This is a genomic window from Enterobacter cloacae complex sp. R_G8 (genome assembly GCF_024599795.1).
Classification (GTDB): Bacteria; Pseudomonadota; Gammaproteobacteria; order Enterobacterales; family Enterobacteriaceae; genus Enterobacter; species Enterobacter dissolvens.
The window spans coordinates 2,737,574-2,759,830 of record NZ_CP102246.1 but is presented as its reverse complement, the minus strand read 5'-3'; the positions used below and the strand labels follow the sequence as shown (position 1 = coordinate 2,759,830).

Annotated in this window: 21 protein-coding genes; 10 read left to right on the top strand and 11 right to left on the bottom strand. The window is 55.8% G+C overall.

Annotation, left to right across the window (positions count from 1 at the left end; genetic code table 11):
• Positions 1-10: 10 nt before the first annotated feature.
• Together NQ842_RS13090 and NQ842_RS13085 are read left to right on the top strand one after the other, a co-directional pair.
• Entirely contained in the window at positions 11-517 is a 507-nt protein-coding gene (locus NQ842_RS13090; protein ID WP_046887490.1) for a 2-oxo-tetronate isomerase, read from the top strand.
• 17 nt (positions 518-534) lie between these two features.
• A complete protein-coding gene (locus NQ842_RS13085) occupies positions 535-1,521 on the top strand; it encodes an SDR family oxidoreductase (RefSeq protein WP_014831866.1) in 987 nt (328 codons plus the stop codon).
• On the opposite strand, the gene NQ842_RS13080 is transcribed toward NQ842_RS13085, so the two are convergent.
• The 8 genes from NQ842_RS13080 to NQ842_RS13045 all read right to left on the bottom strand — a co-directional run bounded on the left by NQ842_RS13080 (position 1,522) and on the right by NQ842_RS13045 (position 8,053).
• Positions 1,522-3,147 (bottom strand): alpha-amylase family protein, encoded by a 1,626-nt coding sequence (locus NQ842_RS13080; RefSeq protein WP_257255928.1) that lies wholly within the window; start codon positions 3,145-3,147, stop codon positions 1,522-1,524.
• A gap of 8 nt (positions 3,148-3,155) precedes the next feature.
• A complete protein-coding gene (cydB, locus tag NQ842_RS13075; RefSeq protein WP_014831868.1) occupies positions 3,156-4,166 on the bottom strand; it encodes a cytochrome d ubiquinol oxidase subunit II in 1,011 nt (336 codons plus the stop codon).
• Positions 4,166-5,569, bottom strand: coding sequence for a cytochrome ubiquinol oxidase subunit I (locus tag NQ842_RS13070; protein ID WP_014831869.1), 1,404 nt, complete (start codon positions 5,567-5,569; stop codon positions 4,166-4,168). Before NQ842_RS13070 ends, cydB begins: the two co-directional genes overlap by 1 nt.
• 67 nt (positions 5,570-5,636) lie before the next feature.
• Positions 5,637-6,509: a manganese catalase family protein gene (locus NQ842_RS13065; RefSeq protein WP_014831870.1), complete on the bottom strand. Its 873-nt coding sequence runs from the start codon at positions 6,507-6,509 to the stop codon at positions 5,637-5,639.
• 15 nt (positions 6,510-6,524) lie between these two features.
• Positions 6,525-7,031: a ferritin-like domain-containing protein gene (locus tag NQ842_RS13060; RefSeq protein WP_014831871.1), complete on the bottom strand. Its 507-nt coding sequence runs from the start codon at positions 7,029-7,031 to the stop codon at positions 6,525-6,527.
• A gap of 23 nt (positions 7,032-7,054) precedes the next feature.
• Positions 7,055-7,258, bottom strand: a complete 204-nt coding sequence (locus NQ842_RS13055; RefSeq protein ID WP_043951627.1) for a hypothetical protein — start codon at positions 7,256-7,258, stop codon at positions 7,055-7,057.
• A 23-nt stretch (positions 7,259-7,281) separates the two neighbouring features.
• The gene (locus NQ842_RS13050; protein WP_014831873.1) at positions 7,282-7,776 is read right to left on the bottom strand and encodes a ferritin-like domain-containing protein; all 495 of its coding nucleotides are present in this window, start codon (positions 7,774-7,776) and stop codon (positions 7,282-7,284) included.
• Positions 7,777-7,867: 91 nt separating this feature from the next.
• Positions 7,868-8,053 (bottom strand): general stress protein, encoded by a 186-nt coding sequence (locus NQ842_RS13045; RefSeq protein WP_004150795.1) that lies wholly within the window; start codon positions 8,051-8,053, stop codon positions 7,868-7,870.
• Positions 8,054-8,577: 524 nt separating this feature from the next.
• Here NQ842_RS13045 and NQ842_RS13040 point away from each other — a divergent pair.
• Positions 8,578-9,921 carry a VOC family protein gene (locus NQ842_RS13040; RefSeq protein ID WP_063411930.1) on the top strand — a complete coding sequence of 448 codons (1,344 nt, stop codon included), beginning with the start codon at positions 8,578-8,580 and terminating at the stop codon, positions 9,919-9,921.
• 42 nt (positions 9,922-9,963) lie between these two features.
• A complete protein-coding gene (locus NQ842_RS13035) occupies positions 9,964-11,469 on the top strand; it encodes a carboxylesterase/lipase family protein (RefSeq protein WP_257255927.1) in 1,506 nt (501 codons plus the stop codon).
• Here the strand turns inward: NQ842_RS13035 and NQ842_RS13030 are convergent.
• Positions 11,456-12,298 carry a LysR family transcriptional regulator gene (locus NQ842_RS13030; RefSeq protein WP_014831876.1) on the bottom strand — a complete coding sequence of 281 codons (843 nt, stop codon included), beginning with the start codon at positions 12,296-12,298 and terminating at the stop codon, positions 11,456-11,458. The genes NQ842_RS13035 and NQ842_RS13030 overlap by 14 nt on opposite strands.
• Positions 12,299-12,412: 114 nt before the next feature.
• Between NQ842_RS13030 and NQ842_RS13025 the strand changes: the two genes are divergently transcribed.
• The 3 genes from NQ842_RS13025 (at position 12,413) to NQ842_RS13015 (ending at position 16,265) form a co-directional block, all read left to right on the top strand.
• Positions 12,413-13,582: a pyridoxal phosphate-dependent aminotransferase gene (locus NQ842_RS13025; RefSeq protein WP_063411953.1), complete on the top strand. Its 1,170-nt coding sequence runs from the start codon at positions 12,413-12,415 to the stop codon at positions 13,580-13,582.
• Positions 13,583-13,592: 10 nt separating this feature from the next.
• Positions 13,593-14,366 carry an ABC transporter substrate-binding protein gene (locus tag NQ842_RS13020; RefSeq protein ID WP_014831878.1) on the top strand — a complete coding sequence of 258 codons (774 nt, stop codon included), beginning with the start codon at positions 13,593-13,595 and terminating at the stop codon, positions 14,364-14,366.
• Positions 14,367-14,609: 243 nt separating this feature from the next.
• The gene (locus NQ842_RS13015; protein WP_014831879.1) at positions 14,610-16,265 is read left to right on the top strand and encodes a glucan biosynthesis protein D; all 1,656 of its coding nucleotides are present in this window, start codon (positions 14,610-14,612) and stop codon (positions 16,263-16,265) included.
• Positions 16,266-16,785: 520 nt separating this feature from the next.
• On the opposite strand, the gene ydcK is transcribed toward NQ842_RS13015, so the two are convergent.
• Positions 16,786-17,766 (bottom strand): YdcK family protein, encoded by a 981-nt coding sequence (gene ydcK / locus NQ842_RS13010; protein ID WP_257255926.1) that lies wholly within the window; start codon positions 17,764-17,766, stop codon positions 16,786-16,788.
• 132 nt (positions 17,767-17,898) lie between these two features.
• Between ydcK and tehB the strand changes: the two genes are divergently transcribed.
• Complete coding sequence (gene tehB, locus NQ842_RS13005) at positions 17,899-18,492, top strand: tellurite resistance methyltransferase TehB (RefSeq protein WP_014831881.1); 594 nt, start codon at positions 17,899-17,901, stop codon at positions 18,490-18,492.
• On the opposite strand, the gene pepT is transcribed toward tehB, so the two are convergent.
• A complete protein-coding gene (gene pepT / locus NQ842_RS13000; RefSeq protein ID WP_196372283.1) occupies positions 18,489-19,718 on the bottom strand; it encodes a peptidase T in 1,230 nt (409 codons plus the stop codon). The two genes, tehB and pepT, sit on opposite strands and share 4 nt — an antisense overlap.
• Before the next feature lie 110 nt (positions 19,719-19,828).
• Between pepT and NQ842_RS12995 the strand changes: the two genes are divergently transcribed.
• Together NQ842_RS12995 and NQ842_RS12990 are read left to right on the top strand one after the other, a co-directional pair.
• The gene (locus tag NQ842_RS12995) at positions 19,829-21,424 is read left to right on the top strand and encodes an ABC transporter substrate-binding protein (RefSeq protein WP_050861401.1); all 1,596 of its coding nucleotides are present in this window, start codon (positions 19,829-19,831) and stop codon (positions 21,422-21,424) included.
• 135 nt (positions 21,425-21,559) lie between these two features.
• Positions 21,560-22,234, top strand: coding sequence for a DUF3313 domain-containing protein (locus NQ842_RS12990; RefSeq protein ID WP_014831884.1), 675 nt, complete (start codon positions 21,560-21,562; stop codon positions 22,232-22,234).
• The last annotated feature ends 23 nt before the right edge of the window (positions 22,235-22,257 follow it).

The following is a 22,257-nucleotide window of genomic DNA, read 5'->3' as shown; positions in this document are numbered from 1 at the left end:
AGGCACCTCTATGAGCAATCTTTACCACGACAACAATATTACCGTGGCGGAGTTGACGAAAAAGCTGGCGAGTAAATTAATCGATTCCGGGCTTCGCTTAACCACCGCCGAGTCCTGCACCGGTGGCAAGCTTTCGGTGGCACTCTGCGCGGAAGAAAACACCGCCGATTTTTATGACGTGGGGCTGGTCGTCTTCAGCGATAGCGCGAAGGAAAGGATCCTGGGCGTGAGCCCGGATACCCTCGCACGGTTTACCGCCGTCAGTGAACAGACCGTGACCGAGATGGCCGCCAGTATCCGCGACCTTGCCGAGGCCGATATCAGTATCGCCATCAGCGGGTATGCCGGACCAGAAGGGGGGGATGACGGCACGGCGGCGGGAACCGTGTGCTTTGCCTGGAATATCAACGGACAGACAGAAACGAGCAGGGTGCTCTTTTCCGGCGACTGCGAGGATGTGGTGGAAAAAGCGGTGCATTACTCGCTGGCTGAATTAGTAACGAAATTGTCGGGCTAAACTATCGCGGAGGTTTTATGGCTGTGATTGTCATTACTGGCGGGACGGCGGGTGTGGGAAAAGCCACGGCGCTGCACTTTGCAAAAGCAGGCTACGATGTGGGGCTTATCGCCCGGGATGAAGCCAGCCTGCACTCTACCCAGGAAGAGCTACGCCGTTTTGGCGTCAATGCGCTTGCCGTGCAGGCAGATGTGGCCGACAGCCAGGCGGTGGTGGATGCCGCCAACGAGATTGAGTATCGCCTCGGGGCCATCGATGTGTGGGTCAATAATGCCATGGGGGCGGTGCTGGCACCGTTTCGGACCCTCACGCCGGATGAATTTCGCCGCGTCACGGAGGTGACCTACCTCGGCTACGTGAACGGTACCCGTGCCGCCCTGGAGCTCATGGTGCCGCGCGATCGGGGCATTATTATTCAGGTTGGCTCCGCGCTGGCCTACCGTTCCATTCCATTGCAATCGGCCTACTGCGGTGCTAAAGCGGCGATCCGGGGATTTACCGATGCGGTGCGTACCGAGCTGATGCATGAGAACAGCCGGGTGCAGCTTTCCATGGTACAGATGCCGGGGCTCAATACGCCGCAGTTCGAATGGGCGCGGAATAAGTTTGCCTGGGCGATGCGCCCGGTGCCGCCAGTCTTTGAGCCAGAAGTCGCCGCCCGCGCGATTTATAACGTGGCGCAAAAACCCGTGCGCGAGTTGTGGGTGGGCAGCAGTACCATTCAGTCGATTGTGGGTCAGTTCCTCTTTCCCGGTTTCCTCGACCGTCTGATGGTGAAAAAAGCCTGGGAAGGGCAGATGACTGACACGCTGAACGCGGAAGACCGGCGGGATTATCTCGACCAGCCGGTCAACGACCTGCATAAAATCCACGGCCACTTCTCCAGTGAGGCGAAGGGGCGCGCCACGTCTGTGACCTCCGGTCTGCCAGGGAAAGTGCTGTTAGGCTCCCTGGCCGTTGCCGGGATCGTGGTAACGCGCCTGATGCGTAGCCGGAAAAAGTAGTCAGCGCAGCGCGCTACGGTTTGTCCAGAACCAGCGATAGCCGTAGCCGCCTATATTCAGCTCAACGGTTTTGCCGCAGACCAGCGCATCCTCGTAGCGTTTGTCTGCCAGACAGGCGGTCCAGGTGGCGTGGCGGATCCCTCTGGCGGTGAAGGTCACCGGTTTATCGCTAAAATTAACGAAGGTCAGAATACTGCGATCCTCAGCCTCGTAGTAAATCCCCAGCACCGCATCATCATCGATGTCGATAAGATGAAACGGCGCCACGGCAATCTCCGGGAATTCAGACCGCGTGTTGGCGATATCGATAATCCGGTGCAGCAGCGAGTTGCGGTGCAATAGCGAATCCGCCACGTTAATTTTCTGATAACGATAGGGCCCGTGGTCAATGAGGGGCGCGATAAAGCTCTGCGGGTCTGCGTCAGAGAAGCCACCGCCCTGCGAGGGGGCCCACTGCATGGGCGTGCGCACGGCATAACGCTCCTCCAGGTTCAGATCATCACCCATGCCGATCTCGTCCCCGTAGCGCATAACAGGCACCCCGGGCAGGGAGAACAGCACGGCGTGGCACAGGGCCAGCCGCTTCTGGTCGCCATTCAGCATCGGCGCCAGGCGACGGCGGATCCCACGCTGGTACACGTTCATCTCTTCGTCCGGGGCGAACGTATCGAGGACGAACTGTTTATCCTTTTTACCGATCCCTTCCAGATCCAGTTCGTCGTGGTTACGCAGCCAGTTGGCAAAGCAGCAGGAATCCGGCGGGACGATCATTTTCTTCACCGCGTTGCGCAGCGGGCGGGCGCTTTTTCTGGCCAGGCTGACGTAGAAATATTTGTTGAGCCAGAAATTGAGGACCAGATTCAGGCGGTCGTTGTTGCCGAAGTAGTCTTTGTAGGCCTCCACCTCAACATCCACTTCACCGAGCAGGATCGCCTGCGGGTTATGCTGCGTAATCAGGCGACGCAGATGTTCGAGGATCCACAGCCCCTTTTTCTCATCACCATCTCCGGCCTGGGTGGTAAGATGCGACGCTGCGTCCAGGCGAAACCCCGAAACGCCGAGCTTAAGCCAGAAAATAATGATGTTCTCAATCTCTTTGATCACCGCAGGTGAGGTGAGGTTGAGGTCCGGCTCATGACGATAAAACATGTGCCGGTAGTATTGGCCCGCCTCGTCATCCCAGGTCCAGATGCTCTTTTCCACCCCGGGGAACATTGGGGGCGTATCGTCATCGTCATTATCTGACCACAGATAATAGTCGCGAAAGGGGGATTTCGGGTTGCGCCGGGCTTCCTGAAACCAGGGGTGCGCGTCCGACGTATGCTGGATCAACAGCTCGATAATGACCTGCATCCCCAGCTCACGTGCCTGTTCGATAAAGGCGATGATATCGGCCAGATTTCCGAAGCGGGGATCGACCTGCAGATGATCGCTGACATCATACCCCTCGTCCAGAAAGGGGGTGAGGTAAAACGGGGTGATCCAGATAACCGTCGCCCCCATGCGGCGGATATAACGCAGCTTGGCCATGATCCCGGCGATGTCTCCGCAGCCATCGCCGTTGAGATCGTAAAACAGTGCGGTATCAATCTGATAAATAATGGCTCGTGTATGCCAGCCTGCCATCCTGCACCTCAGTGGTAACCTTCTGTATCAGAAACTTTTCCCCGGAAGACGTAGTAGCTCCAGGCGGTGTACACCAGAATCACCGGAATAATCAGTAACGTCCCCACCAGCATAAAGAGCTGGCTGGCGGGCGGGGCCGCGGCATCCCACAGGCTAATGCGCGGCGGAATTATGTTCGGCCACAGGCTGATGCCCAGTCCGCTAAAACCGAGGAAAATGAGCCCAAGCGTCAACAGAAACGGACGCGCGTGGCTGGCCGGGTTACGGGTCAGCCGCCAGATCCACAGGCTAAAGACGCCTACCAGCAGGGGCACCGGCAGGAACCAGAAGAAATTAGGCAGGGTAAACCAGCGCTCGGCCACGTACTGCCAGCCAAGCGGTGTCCAGATGCTCACCACCGCGATGACCACAATCAGCGCCAGCAGCACGTGGCGTGTCAGCTCGCGCATGCGGTTCTGCAACGCACCTTCACTTTTCATGATCAGCCACGTGGTGCCAAGCAACGTGTAGGCCACCACAAGACCAACGCCGCAGAACAGGTTAAACGGTGTCAGCCAGTCGAGGGCGGATCCCACAAAACGCCGTCCTTCCACGTTAAAGCCGTTAATCACTGCGCCGACGACAACACCCTGGCTGAAGGTGGCGAGTAACGAGCCCCCGGCGAAGGCGTAGTCCCAGAATTTGCGGTGGGAGGGCGTGGCTTTAAAGCGGAACTCAAAGGCGACGCCGCGAAAGATAAGGCCGATCAGCATAGCGGTAAGGGGAATGGTCAGCGCATCAATGATCACCGCATAGGCCAGCGGAAAGGCGCCAAACAGTCCTGCGCCGCCCAGTACCAGCCAGGTTTCGTTGCCGTCCCAGACGGGGGCCACGCTGTTAACCATTACGTCACGCTCTCTGGCATCGCCCACGAAGTTAAACAGCAGACCGATCCCCAAATCAAAACCATCCATGATGATGTACATCAGGGTGGCAAAGACGATGATGGCAAACCAGATAACAGAGATATCGACGCCCATCAGTTTCTCTCCTGTTCCGGAACAGACTCAGCGGCAGACAGCGGACGGGCAGGGGTGCCCGAGGTGTTGGAGGTGAGCGTCTCGACTGGCTGCGGTCCTTTTTTAATCAGACGCACAAGGTATACGTAGCCCACGCCAAACACCGAGCAATAGACCACGATGAAGGCCAGCAAGCTGATGCTCATCTGCAGCGTGCTGTGCAGGGAGACTGCGTCGATGGTGCGCAGATAGCCGTACACCACCCACGGCTGGCGACCCACTTCGGTGGTCACCCAGCCAGCAAGCAGTGCCAGCAGACCGGCAGGCCCCATACAGAGTGCAAACCAGTGGAACGGCCGGGAGTGATACAGCCGGTGGCGGTAGCGTAGCCACAGGCTCAGCACACCGAGGGCAATCATCAGCAGGCCCATGCCGACCATGATGCGGAATGACCAGAAGACGATGGTGGAGTTCGGGCGGTCTTCTTTCGGGAAATCTTTCAGCGCCGGAACCTGTTTATCCAGGCTGTGGGTCAGAATCAGGCTGCCGAGGGCAGGAATTTCAAGGCCGTATTTGGTGCGCTCCTCCTCCATATCCGGCAGGCCAAACAGCAGCAGCGGGGTGGCTTCGCCAGGCGGGTTCTCCCAGTGCCCCTCGATGGCGGCGATTTTGGCAGGCTGATGTTCAAGCGTATTCAGGCCATGCATATCCCCGACCACGGCCTGAACGGGGGCGACCAGCAGGGCCATCCACATGGCCATCGAGAACATTTTGCGAATGGCGGGGGTGTCGTTACCGCGCAGCAGATGCCAGGCACCTGACGCGCCCACAAACAGCGCGCTGCACAGGAACGCGGCAATGGACATGTGGATCAGCCGGTAAGGGAAAGAGGGGTTAAAGATCACCGCCAGCCAGTCTTCGGGGATCACCTGACCGTTCTGAATCGTGAAGCCTTGTGGGGTGTGCATCCAGCTGTTGGAGGCGAGGATCCAGAAGGTGGACATCAACGTCCCTAACGCCACCATGCAGGTTGCAAAGAAGTGCAGCCCCGGCCCCACCTTGTTCCAGCCGAACAGCATCACGCCGAGGAAGCCGGCCTCAAGGAAGAAGGCGGTTAACACCTCATAGGTCAGTAATGGCCCGGTAATGCTGCCTGCAAACTGAGAAAATCCGCTCCAGTTGGTGCCAAACTGATAAGCCATAACCAGCCCGGACACGACGCCCATACCGAAGTTGACGGCAAAAATTTTCAGCCAGAAGTGGTACAGCGAACGCCAGACGTCATTTTTGGTGCGCAGCCACATGCCCTCAAGCACCACCAGATAGCTGGCAAGCCCGATGGTGATCGCCGGGAAGAGGATATGAAACGAGACGGTAAAAGCGAACTGAATTCTCGCCAGATGAAACGCATCGAGTTCGAACATGGTCCGTACCTCTGGAACGTTGGGGCACGAGGATCACCAGGCAGCCGGGGCTGCCTGGCAAAACCGATTACGGTTTTTTCTTACCGGCGCCAAGCTCGGCACCTGTCAGCGGGTCGGAATGTGGATCGGATTTGGTGCGGGCTGACATCGCCTTCACCAGGGTTGCCTGTTCGGTCGTGAGCGTCACGCTGGCACTGCCATCTCCGCCATCAACCGCAGGCTGGGGGGACTCAACGTAATCGAAATGCTTATCGCTGTTCCAGCTTCCGCGCACCTCTCCACCTTCAGACATATTGTAGTACTTGTTGGTGAATTCTTCGATTGGCGGCAGTTTTCCCGGCGGGAAATTGTTGCGGATAGACTGAAGCGCCTTCTCGAAGGAGAGCTGATGCGCCGCTTCACGCGTCATCAGAAACGCCAGCGCATCCTTCACGCCCGGATCGTCCGTCACATTGATGAGCCGTTCATAGATGATTTTTGCCCGGGCCTCTGCGGCGACGTTCGAGCGCAAATCAGCCGTGGGTTCACCTATGGTGTCGACGTAGGCCGCCGTCCAGGGGACGCCCGCGGAGTTGGTGAGCGGGGTACCGCCGCCATAGAGAAGGGAAGTGATGTGACTGTCGTTGCCGTTTTCGGTCATGGACCGGTACAGCTCCGCTTCGTTTTCAACCCCTTCCGCCAGCGCGCCTTTGGCTCCTTTATTCAGCATGCCGACCAGCGTCCCGATAATTTCGAGGTGGCTTAGCTCTTCGGTCGCGATGTCCATCAGCATATCTTTACGGCCGGGATCGTCATCACTTAGCCCCTGCGTAAAGTAACGGCAGGCGGCAGCCAGTTCGCCCTGCGGTCCGCCAAATTGTTCCAGTAAAAGATTGGCGAGGCCGGGATTCGGTTCAGCAACGCGAACCGTATATTGCAGCTGTTTGACGTGTCGAAACATACACTCTCCTGTGGGTTATTTTTTCGCTTCAACACCTGAGGCATCAGAACGCAGCAGGAACTGTTCCGTCGTTTGCGGAATATGACGAATTAACCAGTCGGCCATCTCGCGCTCTTCAGCAAGAATGGTCTCAATGGCGGGTACAGAGGCGGTATCGCCCGCTTTTTTGGCCGCCGCCAGCAGGGAGGTGTAGCAGGCGATTTCAAACTGTTCGAAAACATAGCCGCTGATTGAGCCTTTCACGATCTCATCAGACGGGAACATGCCGCCAATGGACTGACCGAGCGCTGCCATTTTGCTCATTGAGTCTTTCAAAACCGAACGAGAAATATCATTACGATCGAGGATTTCCTCCAGCAATGTGATTTGCCGTTTTGTCTCATTTATATGCTGCTCAATACGGGCGCGAACATCAGGATAATTATCGATACGGCTGGCCATGGACTCCAGCATAGATTCGGCTTGCTTTTCCATTGCATGGGCATCGCGTAGCCAGTCATGATAGTGTTCTACGTGATTCATAATTTTTTCCTCTATAGGTTCGCTTATTTGTTCTCACTTTCAGCAGCCTGATCGGCACGTGCGGCACTGTAGCCAGATAAATGGCCGACAATATTGGCATAAATACTGATAATAATGACCCACAACACGCTGTTCTTCCACCATATAACGGAAGGGATAGCGAGAATGAACCATATAATGGCTGCCGTTAAATGGCACCGTTTAATTGTCCTGGGACTGATGCTCATTTTATTTAACCTGTGTTAAAGCGTTATTTTTGCGCTTTTTGGTTAATATTTCCAACGGCCAGATCGGTGAGTTTAAGATCGGTCTCTTTTTCTTCTTCCAGCGTTTCGGCAAGAAGTTTAACGGCTTTTTTATAGCCCAGTTGTTCTGCTAAAGTGGCAAGGGTACCGTAACTGGCAATTTCGTAATGCTCCACCTTTTGCGCGGCGGCAATTAACGCAGCATCACGGACTTCATTTTTTTCCGTGCTTTCGATGACCTCGTTGGCCTCTTCGATTAAGCCTTCCATTGCGACGCATTTCATGCGCTTAAGCTTGATACCGTCTTCCTGTTCGATGATCTGATCGATACGTTCGATCTGACCCTGCGTCTCCTCAAGGTGCGCGGTAAAGGCGGCGCTCAGCTTTTCACTGGAGGCGGCCCGTGCGAGTTTGCTCAGGGCGCGGGTTAGCTGCTTCTCAGCGCTGTAGGTATCGGACAGGAGATGAATAAAGACATCTTCGATACTTTTCATATTCATATATTATGCTCCGGTTAATACGTAAAAGGGGTACTGCGAGCCTGTCGGCTCGCAGCATGCTCTCTGGTATTATTAAGACTGTTAAATAAGATCAGGAGTTATCAGATTTACGGCCTCCGCCGTGACTGTTTTGACCCCCTTTCTTACCCGCTTCAGATGCGCGTTGCGGATCGTTTTTAAAATTACCACCGCTGTGCTGGCCGCCTTTACGTCCAGCTTCTGATGCTTTTTCACGGTCTTCAGCGAAATTACCGGAACCACCACGATGCTCTGCCATATTAAACCTCATATTCATATATTGGTTATGTCAGTACGATACAGAAATATTCCGTATCACTCGTCGTTCGATTAATAACTGTAGTCGCTGTGTGGCATGCGTCAAATGCCTTTCGCTATTAGCGGTTGCGTTATTTTGAAATATCGGAGGGTTTACGCTTCGCTTGACGCAAAAATATGGATGAGTGGGAGGTACTTGTAAGCAAGCGCTAAGATTAATCCTAACTTCGCCATAAAAACCTGAAAGCTCAGGATAAAAATAAGACACGTGGCGATTCGTTTATTTCTTAGTCAGGATGGCGCGGAAAATTACTCCTTTATAGCTAGAAAACAGTCTCATAAATAATTATAAGGAAAATCCTGATCAAATTGACGAGACGAAAAGGGCCTCCGCGACGGTCTGATCAGGGTCGGTAGCACACGGTTTGACCACTGTCGTTGTAAGATCACAAATCGTAAATTCTTCCCCCCGGAAGGAACGGGTTTCTCTACACTCCAGGTAATATTCACTGGAGGCATGACACCATGGCGAACACCATCACGGCTGATGATATTCGGGAACACTTTTCGCAGGCTATGTCGGCGATGTACCAGCAGGAAGTTCCGCAGTACGGCACCTTGCTTGAGCTGGTCGCGGACGTAAACCTGGCGGTTCTGGAAAATAATCCACTCTTACACGAACAACTGGCCAATGCAGATGAACTGGCGCGCCTGAATGTGGAGCGTCACGGAGCCATCCGCGTTGGCACCGCGCAAGAGCTTTCTACCTTGCGTCGCATGTTTGCCATCATGGGCATGTACCCGGTCAGCTACTACGATCTCTCGCAGGCGGGCGTCCCCGTTCATTCAACGGCATTCCGTCCGGTGGATGATGCGGCGCTGTGCCGCAACCCGTTTCGTATCTTTACCTCACTGCTGCGCCTTGAGTTGATTGAAAACGTCGCCCTGCGCGAGCGGGCGGCGGAGATCCTCTCTCACCGCAACATCTTTACGCCGCGCTGTCTGGAACTCATCGAACTGCATGAAAAAGAGGGGGCGTTCACCGGGGCGCAGGCGCGGGAGTTTGTTCAGGAAGCGTTAGAAACCTTCCGCTGGCACCGTCATGCGACGGTCGATCAGGAGACCTATCTGGCGCTGCATAATGAACATCGTCTGATTGCGGATGTGGTCTGCTTCCCGGGTTGCCATATTAACCACCTTACGCCGCGCACGCTGGATATTGACCGGGTGCAGGAGCTGATGCCGAAATACGGTATTGAACCCAAAATTCTGATTGAAGGGCCGCCGCGTCGCGAAGTGCCGGTATTATTGCGCCAGACCAGCTTTAAGGCACTGGAAGAGCCGGTGCTGTTTGCCGGAGAGCATAAAGGCACCCATACCGCGCGCTTTGGTGAAATTGAACAGCGCGGGGTCGCGTTAACGCCGAAAGGTCGCGAGCTTTATGACAGGTTGCTCGCCGAGTCCGGCACCGGCAAAGACAACCTGACACACCAGCTTCATCTGCGTGAAGTGTTCAGCGCCTTCCCGGACAGCGAGCTGATGATGCGGCGGCAGGAACTGGCGTATTTCCGCTATCGCCTGACGCCAGCCGGTGAAGCGCATCGCCAGGCGTTTCGCCCCGGTGACGATCCGCAGCCGTTGATTGAGCGCGGATGGGTGGTTGCGCAACCGATCACCTACGAAGATTTCCTGCCGGTCAGCGCCGCAGGGATTTTCCAGTCCAATCTCGGGAATGAAACCCAGGCGCGCAGCCACGGTAACGCCAGCCGCGATGCCTTTGAAGCGGCGTTGGGCTGCCCGGTCTATGACGAGTTCGCACTGTATCAGGAGGCGGAAACGCGCAGCAAACAGCGTTGCGGTTTGCTCTGAAATCGTTACTCTTCAGGGGTGTGATGGAAAAAGAAGGTGGTTATGCAATATCCCTCCGCCCCTGTGGTTGAAACGCGCTACGGCGCACTGGCTGGTTTTACTGATGATAATGTTCATGCGTGGTACGGCATTCCCTACGCCGCACCACCCGTCGGCAACGGGCGCTGGCGCTCTCCGCGTCCGCCCGAGCGCTGGGATGGCGTTCGCCAGGCGTCGGCGTTCTCTTCCTCAAGCTGGCAAAGTAGCGAATATTGTCAGGAGCTGGGTGGGGGCGATCCCGGCCAGTTTTCTGAAGATTGCCTGTATCTGAACGTCTGGTCGCCGGTTAACCGTGCTGAGCCGCTCCCGGTGATGGTGTGGCTACACGGGGGCGGGTTCACCATCGGCGCGGGTGGCTTGCCACCCTACAATGGCAAAGCGCTGGCAGGACGCGGCGTGGTTATTGTCACCATCAATTACCGTCTCGGCCATCTCGGCTTTTTCGCCCATCCTGCGCTGGAGGGGGAAGAAGATCGCGTGGTGCATAATTTTGCCCTGCTGGACCAGATCGCCGCCCTCGAATGGGTGCGGGATAATATCGCGGCCTTCGGGGGCGATCCTGAGAACGTCACGCTGTTTGGCGAATCCGCTGGCGCACGCAGCGTGCTGTCTCTGCTGGCATCGCCGCTGGCGAAGGGGTTATTCCATAAGGCGATTGTGCAAAGTGGCTATACCTTGCCGGATACTCCGCGCGAGCAGGCCCTGAAAAAAGGGGAAGCGGTGGCCGCGCATCTGGGGCTGGAGAACGCCTCAGCAGCGCAACTGCGTGCTATTCCACCGGAGGCATTCTGGCCACTGACCGCGCCGCTGAATATCGCCCCGGCGCCTGTCGTCGGGGATTGTGTTCTGCCAGAGGCGATGCTGGATGTCTTCTTCGCTGCCCGCCAGCATCCTGTTCCGGTCATGATTGGCTCGAACAGCGACGAGGCCAGCGTGATGGCGGTGTTTGGCATCGATCTCGCCGGGCAGATTCAGAAGCTTCGCCGGGAGCGACGTTTTGGTCTGGGGCTGATTAAGCTGCTCTATCCGGGCGTGAAAGGCGACGAAGAGCTGGGACGGCAGGTGTGCCGGGACATGGCGTTTACCACGATGGGGTACGTGGTCATGCAGGCCCAGCAGCGCGTTGGCGCGCCGTGCTGGCGCTACTGGTTTGACTATGTGGCCGAAGCGGAACACGCCACCTATGTCAACGGTGCCTGGCACGGCAATGAGGTGCCGTATGTGTTCGATACCCTTGCAGAGGTGGAACCATCCCGCCACTACGTTAACGATCGGGATCTACAGTTCGCGGCCCAGGTGGCCGACTACTGGGTGAGCTTTGCCCGGGATGCCGGCCATCGTGACAGCCTGCCCGGGCCGACGCACTGGCCAGCCTGTCGCAAAGGACGGGACGTGTTGTTACGCATAGGTGTGAATAAACATGCAGGTTTTAAGCTTGAAAACCGCTTTATGCGCGCCCGCATGAGTCTCTTTAAACGGGTAATGAAGCACCACGTCAGCCTCGATTAAGCAGACAGGCACGAAACGCCGCCAGGCCATTTTCAGTGCCTGGCGATTCACGCAGCACCAGCCGGTAGCTCGCGCCGGTTTTAATACTGGTCGCAAAAGGCCGCGTCAGCCTTCCGGCGCGGACATCCTCTGCCACCAGCGTTTCGTCAGCAATGGCGACGCCCAGCCCCTGAATCGCCGCCGTAATAGCGAGATCCATCGTGTCGAAGTGTTGATTTTTGTGCATAACAACGCCCGGTTCATCCTGTTTTGCCAGCCACAATGACCAGTCTGTCTTGTCCCGTGTCGGGTGAAGAAAGGTTAATGAGCTTAGTGCAGCGCCTGCCCGCAGCGGACTCAGCACCGGGGTTAACGCCTCTTCAAACAACAGATCGCCTGCGCTCATGTGGGTGCCAAACACAATGGCCGCATCATAGGATTCGGTTTTGAAATTGACGTTGTGATCGGTGGTGGTGGTCAACGCAATTTGCAGATCGGGCTGCTCGCGTTCAACGTCCAGCAGCCGCGGTACCAGCCAGCGCATCGCGCAGGTAGGCGCTTTCAGACGGATCACTGTTTGCTGAGCGCGCGCCTGATCGGCCACGGTCAGGAGATGTTCGAAGGCGGATTGCAGTTCCGGAAGCAGGGCGCTGCCCTGGGAAGAAAGGCGCAACCCGCGCGCATGACGCTCAAACAGCGGAAAGCCAAACCACGCTTCCAGGGCGGCGATTTTACGGCTCACGGCACCCTGGGTCAGACACAGCTCTCTGGCGGCATGGGTGAGATTCAGATGACGCGCGGTAACCAGAAAGGCGTCGATGGCATTAAGGGGGAGCGAACGGCGCGACATACAAACACCTCAGCTATGCGTTTTTCTCATGGCTATTATGACAACAATTCGATTGTCGCGACAACAGAGTTGTTGTTTGAATAGTTATGCAATCTCCATGAGAAAGGACAGATGATGACCCTGAAGACCGCGGTGCAAACCCGTTCCAAATTACCTGATGTGGGCACCACCATTTTTACCGTAATCGGCCAGCTTTCTGCTCAGCATAACGCCATTAATCTTTCTCAGGGCGCACCGAATTTTTCCTGCGACCCGAAACTGGTCGCGGGCGTCACCCGCGCGATGGAGGCAGGGCATAACCAGTATGCGGCGATGACCGGCCTGCAGCCTTTGAAGGAGCGTATCGCGGAGAAAATTGCCACCCTCTACGGCACCATGTATGACCCGGGTCGCGAGGTGCTGGTCACCGCCAGCGCCAGCCAGGGGCTCTATTCCGCCATCAGCGGGCTGGTGCATCCGGGTGATGAAGTGATCTACTTCGAGCCGTCATTTGATAGCTACGCGCCGATTGTCCGCCTGCAGGGCGCCACCCCGGTCGCCATCAAACTGACGGTACCGGATTTTGCCGTCAACTGGGATGAAGTCCGCGCAGCCATCACCCCCAAAACGCGCATGATCATCATCAATACGCCACATAACCCCAGCGGGCAGGTGTTCTCGGCGAATGACCTGCAGCAGCTGGTGGCCGTGACGCGCAATACCGATATCATTATTTTGTCTGACGAAGTGTACGAGCACGTCGTTTTTGACGGTGAACCACACCACGGTATGGCCACTCATCCGCAACTGGCGGAGCGTAGCGTCATTATCTCTTCCTTCGGAAAAACCTATCACGTCACCGGCTGGCGCGTGGGTTACTGTGTTGCGCCAGCGGCGCTGATGGAAGAGATTTGTAAAGTGCATCAATTTTTGATGTTTTCTGCCGATACGCCAATGCAGCATGCGTTTGCCGAACATATGACCGATCCGCAAACCTGGCTGTCGCTGGCGGCGTTTTATCAGCGCAAGCGCGATCTGCTGCAAACTTTGCTGGCTGAGTCGCCGTTTAAACTGCTGCCGAGCGCGGGCTCGTTCTTCCTGCTGGCAGATTACAGCCATTTCAGCGACGAGCCCGACAGCGAGATGGTGAAACGGCTGATCGTTGAGTGCGGTGTCGCGACCATTCCGCTGTCCGCTTTCTATACGGACGGTACGGACAATAAATTGATTCGTCTCTCTTTTGCCAAAGATGAGGCGACGTTACGGGCAGGTGCCCAGGCCCTGTGTCGGGTTAAACCACGCTAAGGAGTTTGAGATGAAATTACGCGCGTTAGTTGTCGGCATGGGATTGCTGTGTACGTTTTCTTCCTTCGCGGCCACCGAACTGCGGTACGGACTGGAAGCGGAATATCCGCCGTTTGAGAGCCGCAATGCCTCCGGCGAACTGGAAGGGTTTGACGTTGAGCTGGGGAATGCCATTTGCAAAGCCGCAGCGCTGAAATGCACCTGGGTGGAAACGTCTTTTGATGCGTTGATCCCTGGGCTGGTGGCGAAAAAATTTGATGCCATTAATTCGGCGATGAACATCACCGAACAGCGGCGTAAAAGTATTGATTTTACCCAACCAATCTATCGCATCCCTTCGCAGTTAGTGGGCAAGGCCGGTACCGCGGTAGAGGCGACACCTGAAGGGCTGAAGGGCAAAACCATTGGCGTGTTGCAAGGATCAATTCAGGAAACCTATGCCAAAGAGCACTGGGAAAAGCAGGGTGTCACGGTAGTGTCGTATAAAGATCAGAATATGGCGTGGGGCGATTTGCTGAATGGCCGCATCGACGCCTCGCTGGTGATGTCCGCGGCCGGGCAGGCAGGGTTCCTGAGCAAGCCGCAGGGGAAAGGGTTTGGCTTTATCGGCAAACCGGTGTCTGACGACACGATCCTCGGCAGCGGGATCGGCTTTGGGCTGCGCAAAGGGGATGAGGCCACCAAAAAGCAGCTTGATGCCGCGATTGATAAAGTTCGTGCCGACGGCACGATCGCAAAACTCGCTGATAAGTACTTCCCGGGTATCGATGTCAGCGTAAAATAACCACCTCATTTCGCCCCGGTTGTCGATGTCGCACCGGGGCATTTTTATACACAGTATCCAGGCTTTCTTTACACCACTTTCGGGCCGTTCTGGTCGACATAAAATATTTCTTACTTTGTGCATATAATCACCGGCCAACAATTGGATTCTTAACCATTTTTGTTTAGGCTGTGCGTTCTTTCTTGCCGTCATTTCGCCGAGCGCGAAACACATTCACACGACCATAAGGACGTTTTTCCAGGCATGAATCGCAGACGTTTTTTACAAGGTTCGCTGGCAATGGCAGCCCTGAGCGGCACATCTGGCCTTGCTTCACTGTTCTCCAGAGCGGCCTATGCCGCTGACTCTGACATCGCTGATGGTCAGAGCCGTCGTTTTGACTTCTCCGTACTGCAATCCATGGCCCATGACCTGGCGAAAACCCCATGGGGTGGTGCGCCGCGTCCGCTGCCGGACACGCTGGCAACCATGACGCCGCAAGCCTATAACGCCATCCGGTACGATGAAAAGCAGTCCCTGTGGAATAACATCGACGGCCGTCAGCTGGACGTGCAGTTCTTCCATATGGGGATGGGGTTCCGCCGCCGCGTGCGGATGTTCTCCCTGGACCAGGCGACCTCCCAGGCGCGTGAGATCCACTTCCGCCCGGAGCTGTTCAGCTACGGGGATACCGGGGTGGATACCAAACAGCTTGAAGGGCAGAGCGACCTTGGTTTTGCCGGTTTCCGCGCCTTCAAAGCGCCAGAGCTGGCGCGCCGCGATATCGTCTCTTTCCTCGGGGCGAGCTATTTCCGTGCGGTTGACGACACGTACCAGTACGGCCTGTCGGCGCGCGGTCTGGCGGTGGATACCTTCACCGACACGCCGGAAGAGTTTCCTGATTTTACCGCCTTCTGGTTTGAAACCGTCAAACCGGGCGACACCACCTTTACCGTTTATACGCTGCTGGACAGCCCTAGCATTACCGGTGCCTATAAGTTTGTGATCCACTGCGAGAAGAGCCAGGTGATCATGGAGGTGGAAAACCATCTCTATGCGCGTAAAGCGATCAAACAGCTTGGCATCGCGCCGATGACCAGTATGTTCAGCTGCGGCAATAACGAACGCCGCATGTGCGACACCATTCATCCGCAGATCCATGACTCTGACCGTCTGGCCATGTGGCGGGGCAACGGCGAGTGGATTTGTCGTCCGCTGAACAACCCGCAGAAACTGCAGTTCAATGCCTTTGTCGATAAAAACCCGAAAGGGTTTGGTCTGTTGCAGCTTGACCGGGATTTCTCACACTATCAGGACGTGATGGGCTGGTATAACAAACGCCCAAGCCTGTGGGTGGAGCCGCGTAACGACTGGGGTAAAGGTGCCGTTGGCCTGATGGAAATCCCGACCACGGGTGAAACGCTGGATAACGTGGTCTGCTTCTGGCAGCCGGAAAAAGCGGTTAAAGCGGGCGATGAGCTGGACTTCAAATATCGCCTGTACTGGAGCGCTATGCCACCGGTGCGTTCGCCGCTGGCCAATGTCTTCGCCACCCGTACCGGTATGGGCGGGTTCCCGGAAGGCTGGGCGCCGGGTGAACATTACCCGAAAGTGTGGGCCCGTCGCTTTGCCATCGACTTTGTGGGCGGCGATCTGAAAGCGGCTGCGCCGAAGGGAATTGAGCCGGTGATCACGCTCTCCAGCGGTGAAGCGAAGCAGGTTGAAATCCTCTACGTTGAGCCGTTTGACGGCTATCGCATCCTGTTTGACTGGTATCCAACGTCGGATTCGACAGAGCCTGTGGATATGCGCCTGTTCCTGCGCTGCCAGGGCGACGCCATCAGTGAAACCTGGCTGTACCAGTATTTCCCGCCGGCGCCGGACAAACGTAATTACGTTGACGACCGGGTGATGCGTTAACGATCGATTCCCTCTCCCTGTGGGCTGAGGGATCCCCAGTAATTTTTTACCGAAAGCGATGAATGTTGCTTCAGGAAAATGAATGACTTACAGCGACGCCCTGGTCCGGCTGTAAATCGCTGAGGCGTTTCCTGCAGGCCGGGGCGAGGCGCATGGATGCGCCGAGAGGGCGGCTTTACAGGGACGTTACATCCGCCCGTCCCCGATAAGCCGGAAGGAATAAGCCGAAGGCACCGCGAAGCGGCGATTTACCGCCGGGAGCCCGGGTCGCCAGGGCGGCGGCGATTGAGCCGCCCTGGCACGTTCACAAGTCATGCCGTTACAGAGTAGCAAGGAACATAAAGTGAACGGAATGACCTCTACAGCCATATGTTCCCCCTCACCCCAGCCCTCTCCCTCAAGGGAGAGGGGGGCCTCCGTGCAGGCATTATTTTATGGGGATCCCTCAGCCCTTTGGGAGAGGGCTTGGGTGAGGGGCAATGACCGCAGCAAAATCCGAAATTATCCCGGTATCTTCCCCCTATAGCGCGCCCAGCAGGGGCGTGCGGGTGATCCGACTCTCCCCGTTAACCACTTTTTCGCCGCGCAGATGAATGCTCTCGCCGTCAAAGGCTTCAATGACCGCATCGTCGGTGATTTCAACCTGGTGCTCGATAAGCACATCGCCACTGATCCGCGCCCGCCCCTGAATGACCACCTTGTCATCAATCATGATGGGGCCGCCGCGAAGCCACGCCTGACCGCCAATCAGCACATGATGTTTAATCACGCAGTTGCCTTCCACAACGGCATCCTCCGCAACCTGAGAGCTGTAACGCACGGTAGGGATGGCATCCTCGTCAAACCCGGCAATCAGGCGCGCGTTGCCGTACACTTTTGCACAGTCGCACACCCACACGTTGTTGAGATCGTTGCCTTCAAGAATGGCCTTGTCGAAGACCTCGGCGCGGTGTTCGATAAACGCATAATTGACGATGGCTTCGCCGTAGATTTGCGCCTGGTGCACCACGCGCGACTGGCTGACGGTGGCGTTATCGTAGATTTTAAGGATCTGCTCCTGGTCTGGCGTCAGGCCTTTGGCCGCGATAATCATGCTGTTATGCAGCACACGGGCATTACCGTAAATATGGCAGTCACCCCGCACGCTGGAGTTCTGAATGGTGACGTTGTCACTTATGCGCGCACCATGACTCACTTCCGCGCCGTCCAGCCAACTGTTCCCACTGATATGAGCGTGATGGCTGACCACACACGGCAGGGTGAGTCGGGCATTGCCGGAGATGGTCGCACCGGCGAAGACCACGCTGTTTTCGTCGTAGATCCAGCACTGGCCGTCCTGCGCCAGAGCGCGCTCATCCTCAACCCATCCGCCTTTCGTGCCGCAAAGCACGTCGTTAAAATCGGTGGTGGCGATGATTTGCCGGAGGGGGGTGACGGATTTGGTTTCCCCATTTTGCCAGTGCCACAGGCGTGTTTCGTCGCTAAGGCGATATTTGTTCATGCTGTTCTCTCTGATAAGCATCCTGTTAAACGTAGCAAACTTTTCGCCTGTCGAAAGGGTGGCAACCGCAGGGCAAACTCCTTAAAATGGCATCCATAATACATCTTAATACTGGCGCACTCAGGAAAAACAATGACAGTTGATGAGAATTACTTCACAGAGAAATATGGACTCACCCGTACCCACTCAGAGGTGCTGTACAGCGCAGGGATCGTTAAGCCAGGCAAAACGCTCGATCTCGGCTGCGGCAATGGCCGCAACAGCCTTTACCTGGCCGCCAACGGTTACGATGTGACAGCGTGGGATAAAAACCCAATGAGTATCGATAACATCGAGCGCATCAAAGCGGCAGAAGGGATTGCGAATCTGCAGACGGCAATCAAAGACCTGAACAACCTCAGCTTTGACGGTGCATACGATTTCATCCTTTCCACCGTGGTGCTGATGTTCCTTGAAGCGAAAACCATCCCTGGTTTGATCGCCAATATGCAGCGCTGTACGCAACCGGGCGGCTACAACCTGATTGTGGCGGCGATGGACACCGCGGATTATCCCTGCACCGTCGGCTTCCCGTTTGCGTTTAAAACCGGCGAACTGAGCCGCTATTACGAAGGCTGGGATCTACTTAAGTACAACGAAGATCCCGGCGAACTTCACCGCACCGACGCGAACGGTAACCGCATCAAGCTGCGCTTCGCCACCCTGCTGGCGCGTAAACCCGCTTAACGGGCGGCCAGCAGACAGAGTTGCAGGGCGGTGTGGTAAGAGGCCTCGAACGACGACAGCGGCAGAAACTCAAATCTGGAGTGGAAGTTATGCGCGCCGGTGAAGAAGTTCGGGGTGAGTAACCCTTTTGCGGACAGCGCTGCGCCATCTGTACCGCCGCGCATCGGGATGGGTTTCGGCGTGATCCCGAGGGATTCCATAGCCGCAAACATCAGATCGATGGCGCGGCGATCTTCCCCAATCGCATTGCTGATATTGCTGTAGGTATCCTCAATGTGAAACTCAACGTTTGCGGTGGGGTGTCGGGCGGCAATCAGCGCCGCGACGTCGGCAATCTGCTGCTTACGGGCGGCAAAACGTGCCTGATCGAAGTCGCGGATGTTTGCCTTCAGTATGGCCTCGTTTTGTCCGGCCTGCATTCCGTTAAACCAGATATAGCCCTCACGCCCCTCGGTGCACTCCGGGGTTTGCTGACGGTCGAAATGGTTGATGAAGTCTGTCGCCATCAACAGCGGGTTCACCAGTACGCCCCTGGCAGACATGGGGTGCGCCGTGACGCCGGTAAAACGAATCTCCGCCGCTGCCGCGTTAAAGTTTTCGTACACGATCTCTCCCAGCTCGCAGCAGTCTATTGTCCAGGCGAAATCAACGTCGAAGCGCTTCAGGTCCAGCGCTTTTGCACCATTCAGGCCAATTTCTTCATCCGGCACAAACGCGACCACGATATCACCGTGCTGATGCGCCGACGTCAGGTTTTCCAGCAGGGTCATGACCACGGTCACGGCAGCTTTATTATCTGCGCCTAATACGCTGGTTCCATCGCTGAAAATAATCTCTTCGCCAGGATAGGCCAGAATTTCCGGATGCTCCTTAACGCGAAGCCAGATCTCTTTCTCTTTATTCAGACAGAGGTCTTCACCACGGAACGTTAATATTTGTGGATGAATATCCGGTGATAAACCCACGTCGACGGTATCAATATGAGTAATAAATCCAATCCGTGGTGCGCCGGGTACATTGCCTTTTTTTACCGCGGTGACCGTGGCGAATTCATCGATCACAATGTCGTCTAAGCCCAGCTGTGTCAGCTCTTTCGCCAGTTCCTTCGCCATCTCATGCTGGCCTGGTGTGGAAGGGAGAGTGCTGACTTTTGGATCGCTCTGGCTGGTGATGGCGAGATAACGGAAAAAGCGTTGTGTTAATTGTCTGGAAAGCGACGAGCCCATAGTGTTTTCTTCCTTATTTATTTTTCGGGTGTTTGCCACATCACTTTAATGTTATTTATGAAATGGCAAAAGAATTAATTAGCCGTCGAATTAAAAGACAGGAATAAATGATGAAAAGCAAACTCACAACGTTAACGCTGGCACTCGCTGCGCTCACGGTCAGTTCCACCGTGGCCGCGAAAACGCTGGTGTATTGCTCCGAAGGATCACCGGAAAACTTTAATCCTCAGTTATACACCTCGGGTACCAGCGTGGATGCCAGCGCAGTGCCGGTCTATAACCGGCTGGTCGATTTCAAACCCGGCACCACTGAGCTGGTGCCGAGCCTGGCAGAGCGCTGGGACGTGAGCGATGACGGCAAGGTCTATACCTTCCATCTGCGCAAAGGGGTGAAATTCCAGAGTAACAAATCCTTTACGCCGACGCGCGACTTTAACGCCGATGACGTGATCTTCTCGTTTATGCGCCAGAAGGATGTTAATCATCCGTACCACAACGTCTCTAACGGCAGCTATTCCAACTTCGAAAGTCTGGAATTTGGCAGCTTGATCACGGCAATTGATAAAGTGGATGACCATACCGTGCGCTTTACCCTGGCGCACCCGGAAGCGCCGTTTGTCGCCGATCTGGCGTGGTATTTTGCCTCCATTCTTTCGGCGGAATATGCCGACGCGATGCTCAAGGCGGGCACGCCGGAGAAGGTGGATATGGAGCCCATCGGCACCGGCCCCTTTAAGCTGGCGCAGTATCAGAAAGACTCCCGCATCCTGTTCACCGCCTTCCCGGACTACTGGCAGGGGAAATCGAAGCTGGATCGGCTGGTGTTTACCATTACGCCGGATGCGTCGGTCCGTTTTGCCAAAATCGAGAAAAACGAATGTCAGGTGATGCCGTTCCCGAACCCGGCCGATTTGCCGCGGATGAAGGCGAACAACGATATCAATCTCATGAGCAAGGCGGGGCTGAATACCGGCTTCCTGGCCTTCAATACCCAGAAGCCTCCGCTGGATAATGTGAAAGTGCGCCAGGCGCTGGCGATGGCCATCAATAAACCGGCCATTATTGACGCCGTGTTCCACGGCACCGGCACGGCGGCGAAAAACCTGCTGCCGCCGGGGGTATGGGGGGCCGACAGCGAGCTGAAGGATTACGAATACGATCCCGAAAAAGCCAAAGCGTTGTTGAAAGCGGCCGGCTTTGCCAACGGCATCAGCATCGATTTATGGGCGATGCCGGTGCAGCGACCCTATAACCCGAATGCGAAACGCATGGCGGAAATGATTCAGGCGGACTGGGCGAAGGTGGGCGTGCAGGCCAAAATCGTCACCTACGAGTGGGGCGAGTACCTGAAGCGGGTGAAGGGCGGTGAGCACCAGGCCGCGCTGATGGGCTGGACCACGGCCACCGGCGATCCGGACAACTTCTTTGGTCCGCTCTTTACCTGCACCTCGGCAAACGGCGGTTCTAACTCGGCCAAATGGTGCTACAAGCCGTTTGATAACATCATCGCCGAGGCTAAATCGATAACCGATCATGATAAACGCGTGGCGCTGTATAAACAGGCGCAGCAAATGATGCATGACCAGATGCCTGCGGTGATGATTGCCCACTCCACGATTTTCGAACCGGTGCGCAAAGAGGTGACAGGCTACGAAATCGATCCGTTTGGCAAGCATATCTTCTGGCAGGTGGATATTAATCAGTAATTTTTCACTGCCCGGACCGTCTCCGGGCAGACTTTTCGCAATTTGTGCTCTCAGCATCATTTTTTGTCACAACGCACCCACCAGACTTTTGCTATAACTTCAAATGCATACTTGCAGATAACATGGAAAACCATCATGCGTACTCACACTTTTTTTAAAGTTGCAGTGCTTTCTGGTCTGTTGGCGTTGGCGGGGTGTTCATCAAAAGTCGCCGCGCCAGAGCAGTATTCTGGCTTTTTAAAAGACTATTCAGGATTACAGCAAACGACATCCGCAACGGGTAAACCAACCCTGCGTTGGGTTGATCCTGCTTATAACGAGGCGAATTACGACAGTATTATCTGGACGCCAATTACCTATTATCCGGCACCAAAACCGACGACTCAGATTGGTCAAAAAACACTGGATGAGCTTCTGGCCTATACCAACACCAAAATGAAAACGGCTATTGGCCAACGTAAGCCTATTGTGACGACGCCGGGCAAACACAGCCTGATTTTCCGCGGGGCGATCACCGGGGTGAGCTCGCAGAAAGAAGGTCTGCAGTTCTATGAAGTGGTGCCTGTTGCGCTGGTGGTGGCAGGTACGCAGATGGCAACCGGCCATCGCACCATGGATACCCATCTCTTTTTCGAAGGTGAGTTGATTGATGCGGCGACCAACAAACCGGTCATGAAGGTGGTTCGTAAAGGTGAGGGCAAAGAACTGGCGAACGAAAATACGCCAATGGGCTTTGCGACGCTGAAACAGGTTGTGGATGACATGGCGACGGACGCCACCATGTTTGATGTGCATAAAACAGCGAAATAATCACATACGGCCTGCAAGCGCAG

Bases quoted from the DNA above. Each gene is read 5' to 3' on its own strand.
- ydcK (WP_257255926.1), bottom strand. From the start codon at position 17,766: ATGAACAAATATCGCCTTAGCGACGAAACACGCCTGTGGCACTGGCAA.
- tehB (WP_014831881.1), top strand. From the start codon at position 17,899: ATGACAGTTGATGAGAATTACTTCACAGAGAAATATGGACTCACCCGT.
- NQ842_RS13055 (WP_043951627.1), bottom strand. From the start codon at position 7,258: ATGAGCATCAGTCCCAGGACAATTAAACGGTGCCATTTAACGGCAGCC.
- NQ842_RS13065 (WP_014831870.1), bottom strand. From the start codon at position 6,509: ATGTTTCGACACGTCAAACAGCTGCAATATACGGTTCGCGTTGCTGAA.
- NQ842_RS13025 (WP_063411953.1), top strand. From the start codon at position 12,413: ATGACCCTGAAGACCGCGGTGCAAACCCGTTCCAAATTACCTGATGTG.
- NQ842_RS13045 (WP_004150795.1), bottom strand. From the start codon at position 8,053: ATGGCAGAGCATCGTGGTGGTTCCGGTAATTTCGCTGAAGACCGTGAA.
- NQ842_RS13060 (WP_014831871.1), bottom strand. From the start codon at position 7,031: ATGAATCACGTAGAACACTATCATGACTGGCTACGCGATGCCCATGCA.
- NQ842_RS13070 (WP_014831869.1), bottom strand. From the start codon at position 5,569: ATGTTCGAACTCGATGCGTTTCATCTGGCGAGAATTCAGTTCGCTTTT.
- NQ842_RS12995 (WP_050861401.1), top strand. From the start codon at position 19,829: ATGAAAAGCAAACTCACAACGTTAACGCTGGCACTCGCTGCGCTCACG.
- NQ842_RS13080 (WP_257255928.1), bottom strand. From the start codon at position 3,147: ATGGCAGGCTGGCATACACGAGCCATTATTTATCAGATTGATACCGCA.
- pepT (WP_196372283.1), bottom strand. From the start codon at position 19,718: ATGGGCTCGTCGCTTTCCAGACAATTAACACAACGCTTTTTCCGTTAT.
- NQ842_RS13050 (WP_014831873.1), bottom strand. From the start codon at position 7,776: ATGAATATGAAAAGTATCGAAGATGTCTTTATTCATCTCCTGTCCGAT.
- NQ842_RS12990 (WP_014831884.1), top strand. From the start codon at position 21,560: ATGCGTACTCACACTTTTTTTAAAGTTGCAGTGCTTTCTGGTCTGTTG.
- cydB (WP_014831868.1), bottom strand. From the start codon at position 4,166: ATGGGCGTCGATATCTCTGTTATCTGGTTTGCCATCATCGTCTTTGCC.
- NQ842_RS13015 (WP_014831879.1), top strand. From the start codon at position 14,610: ATGAATCGCAGACGTTTTTTACAAGGTTCGCTGGCAATGGCAGCCCTG.
- NQ842_RS13085 (WP_014831866.1), top strand. From the start codon at position 535: ATGGCTGTGATTGTCATTACTGGCGGGACGGCGGGTGTGGGAAAAGCC.
- NQ842_RS13020 (WP_014831878.1), top strand. From the start codon at position 13,593: ATGAAATTACGCGCGTTAGTTGTCGGCATGGGATTGCTGTGTACGTTT.
- NQ842_RS13040 (WP_063411930.1), top strand. From the start codon at position 8,578: ATGGCGAACACCATCACGGCTGATGATATTCGGGAACACTTTTCGCAG.
- NQ842_RS13090 (WP_046887490.1), top strand. From the start codon at position 11: ATGAGCAATCTTTACCACGACAACAATATTACCGTGGCGGAGTTGACG.
- NQ842_RS13035 (WP_257255927.1), top strand. From the start codon at position 9,964: ATGCAATATCCCTCCGCCCCTGTGGTTGAAACGCGCTACGGCGCACTG.
- NQ842_RS13030 (WP_014831876.1), bottom strand. From the start codon at position 12,298: ATGTCGCGCCGTTCGCTCCCCCTTAATGCCATCGACGCCTTTCTGGTT.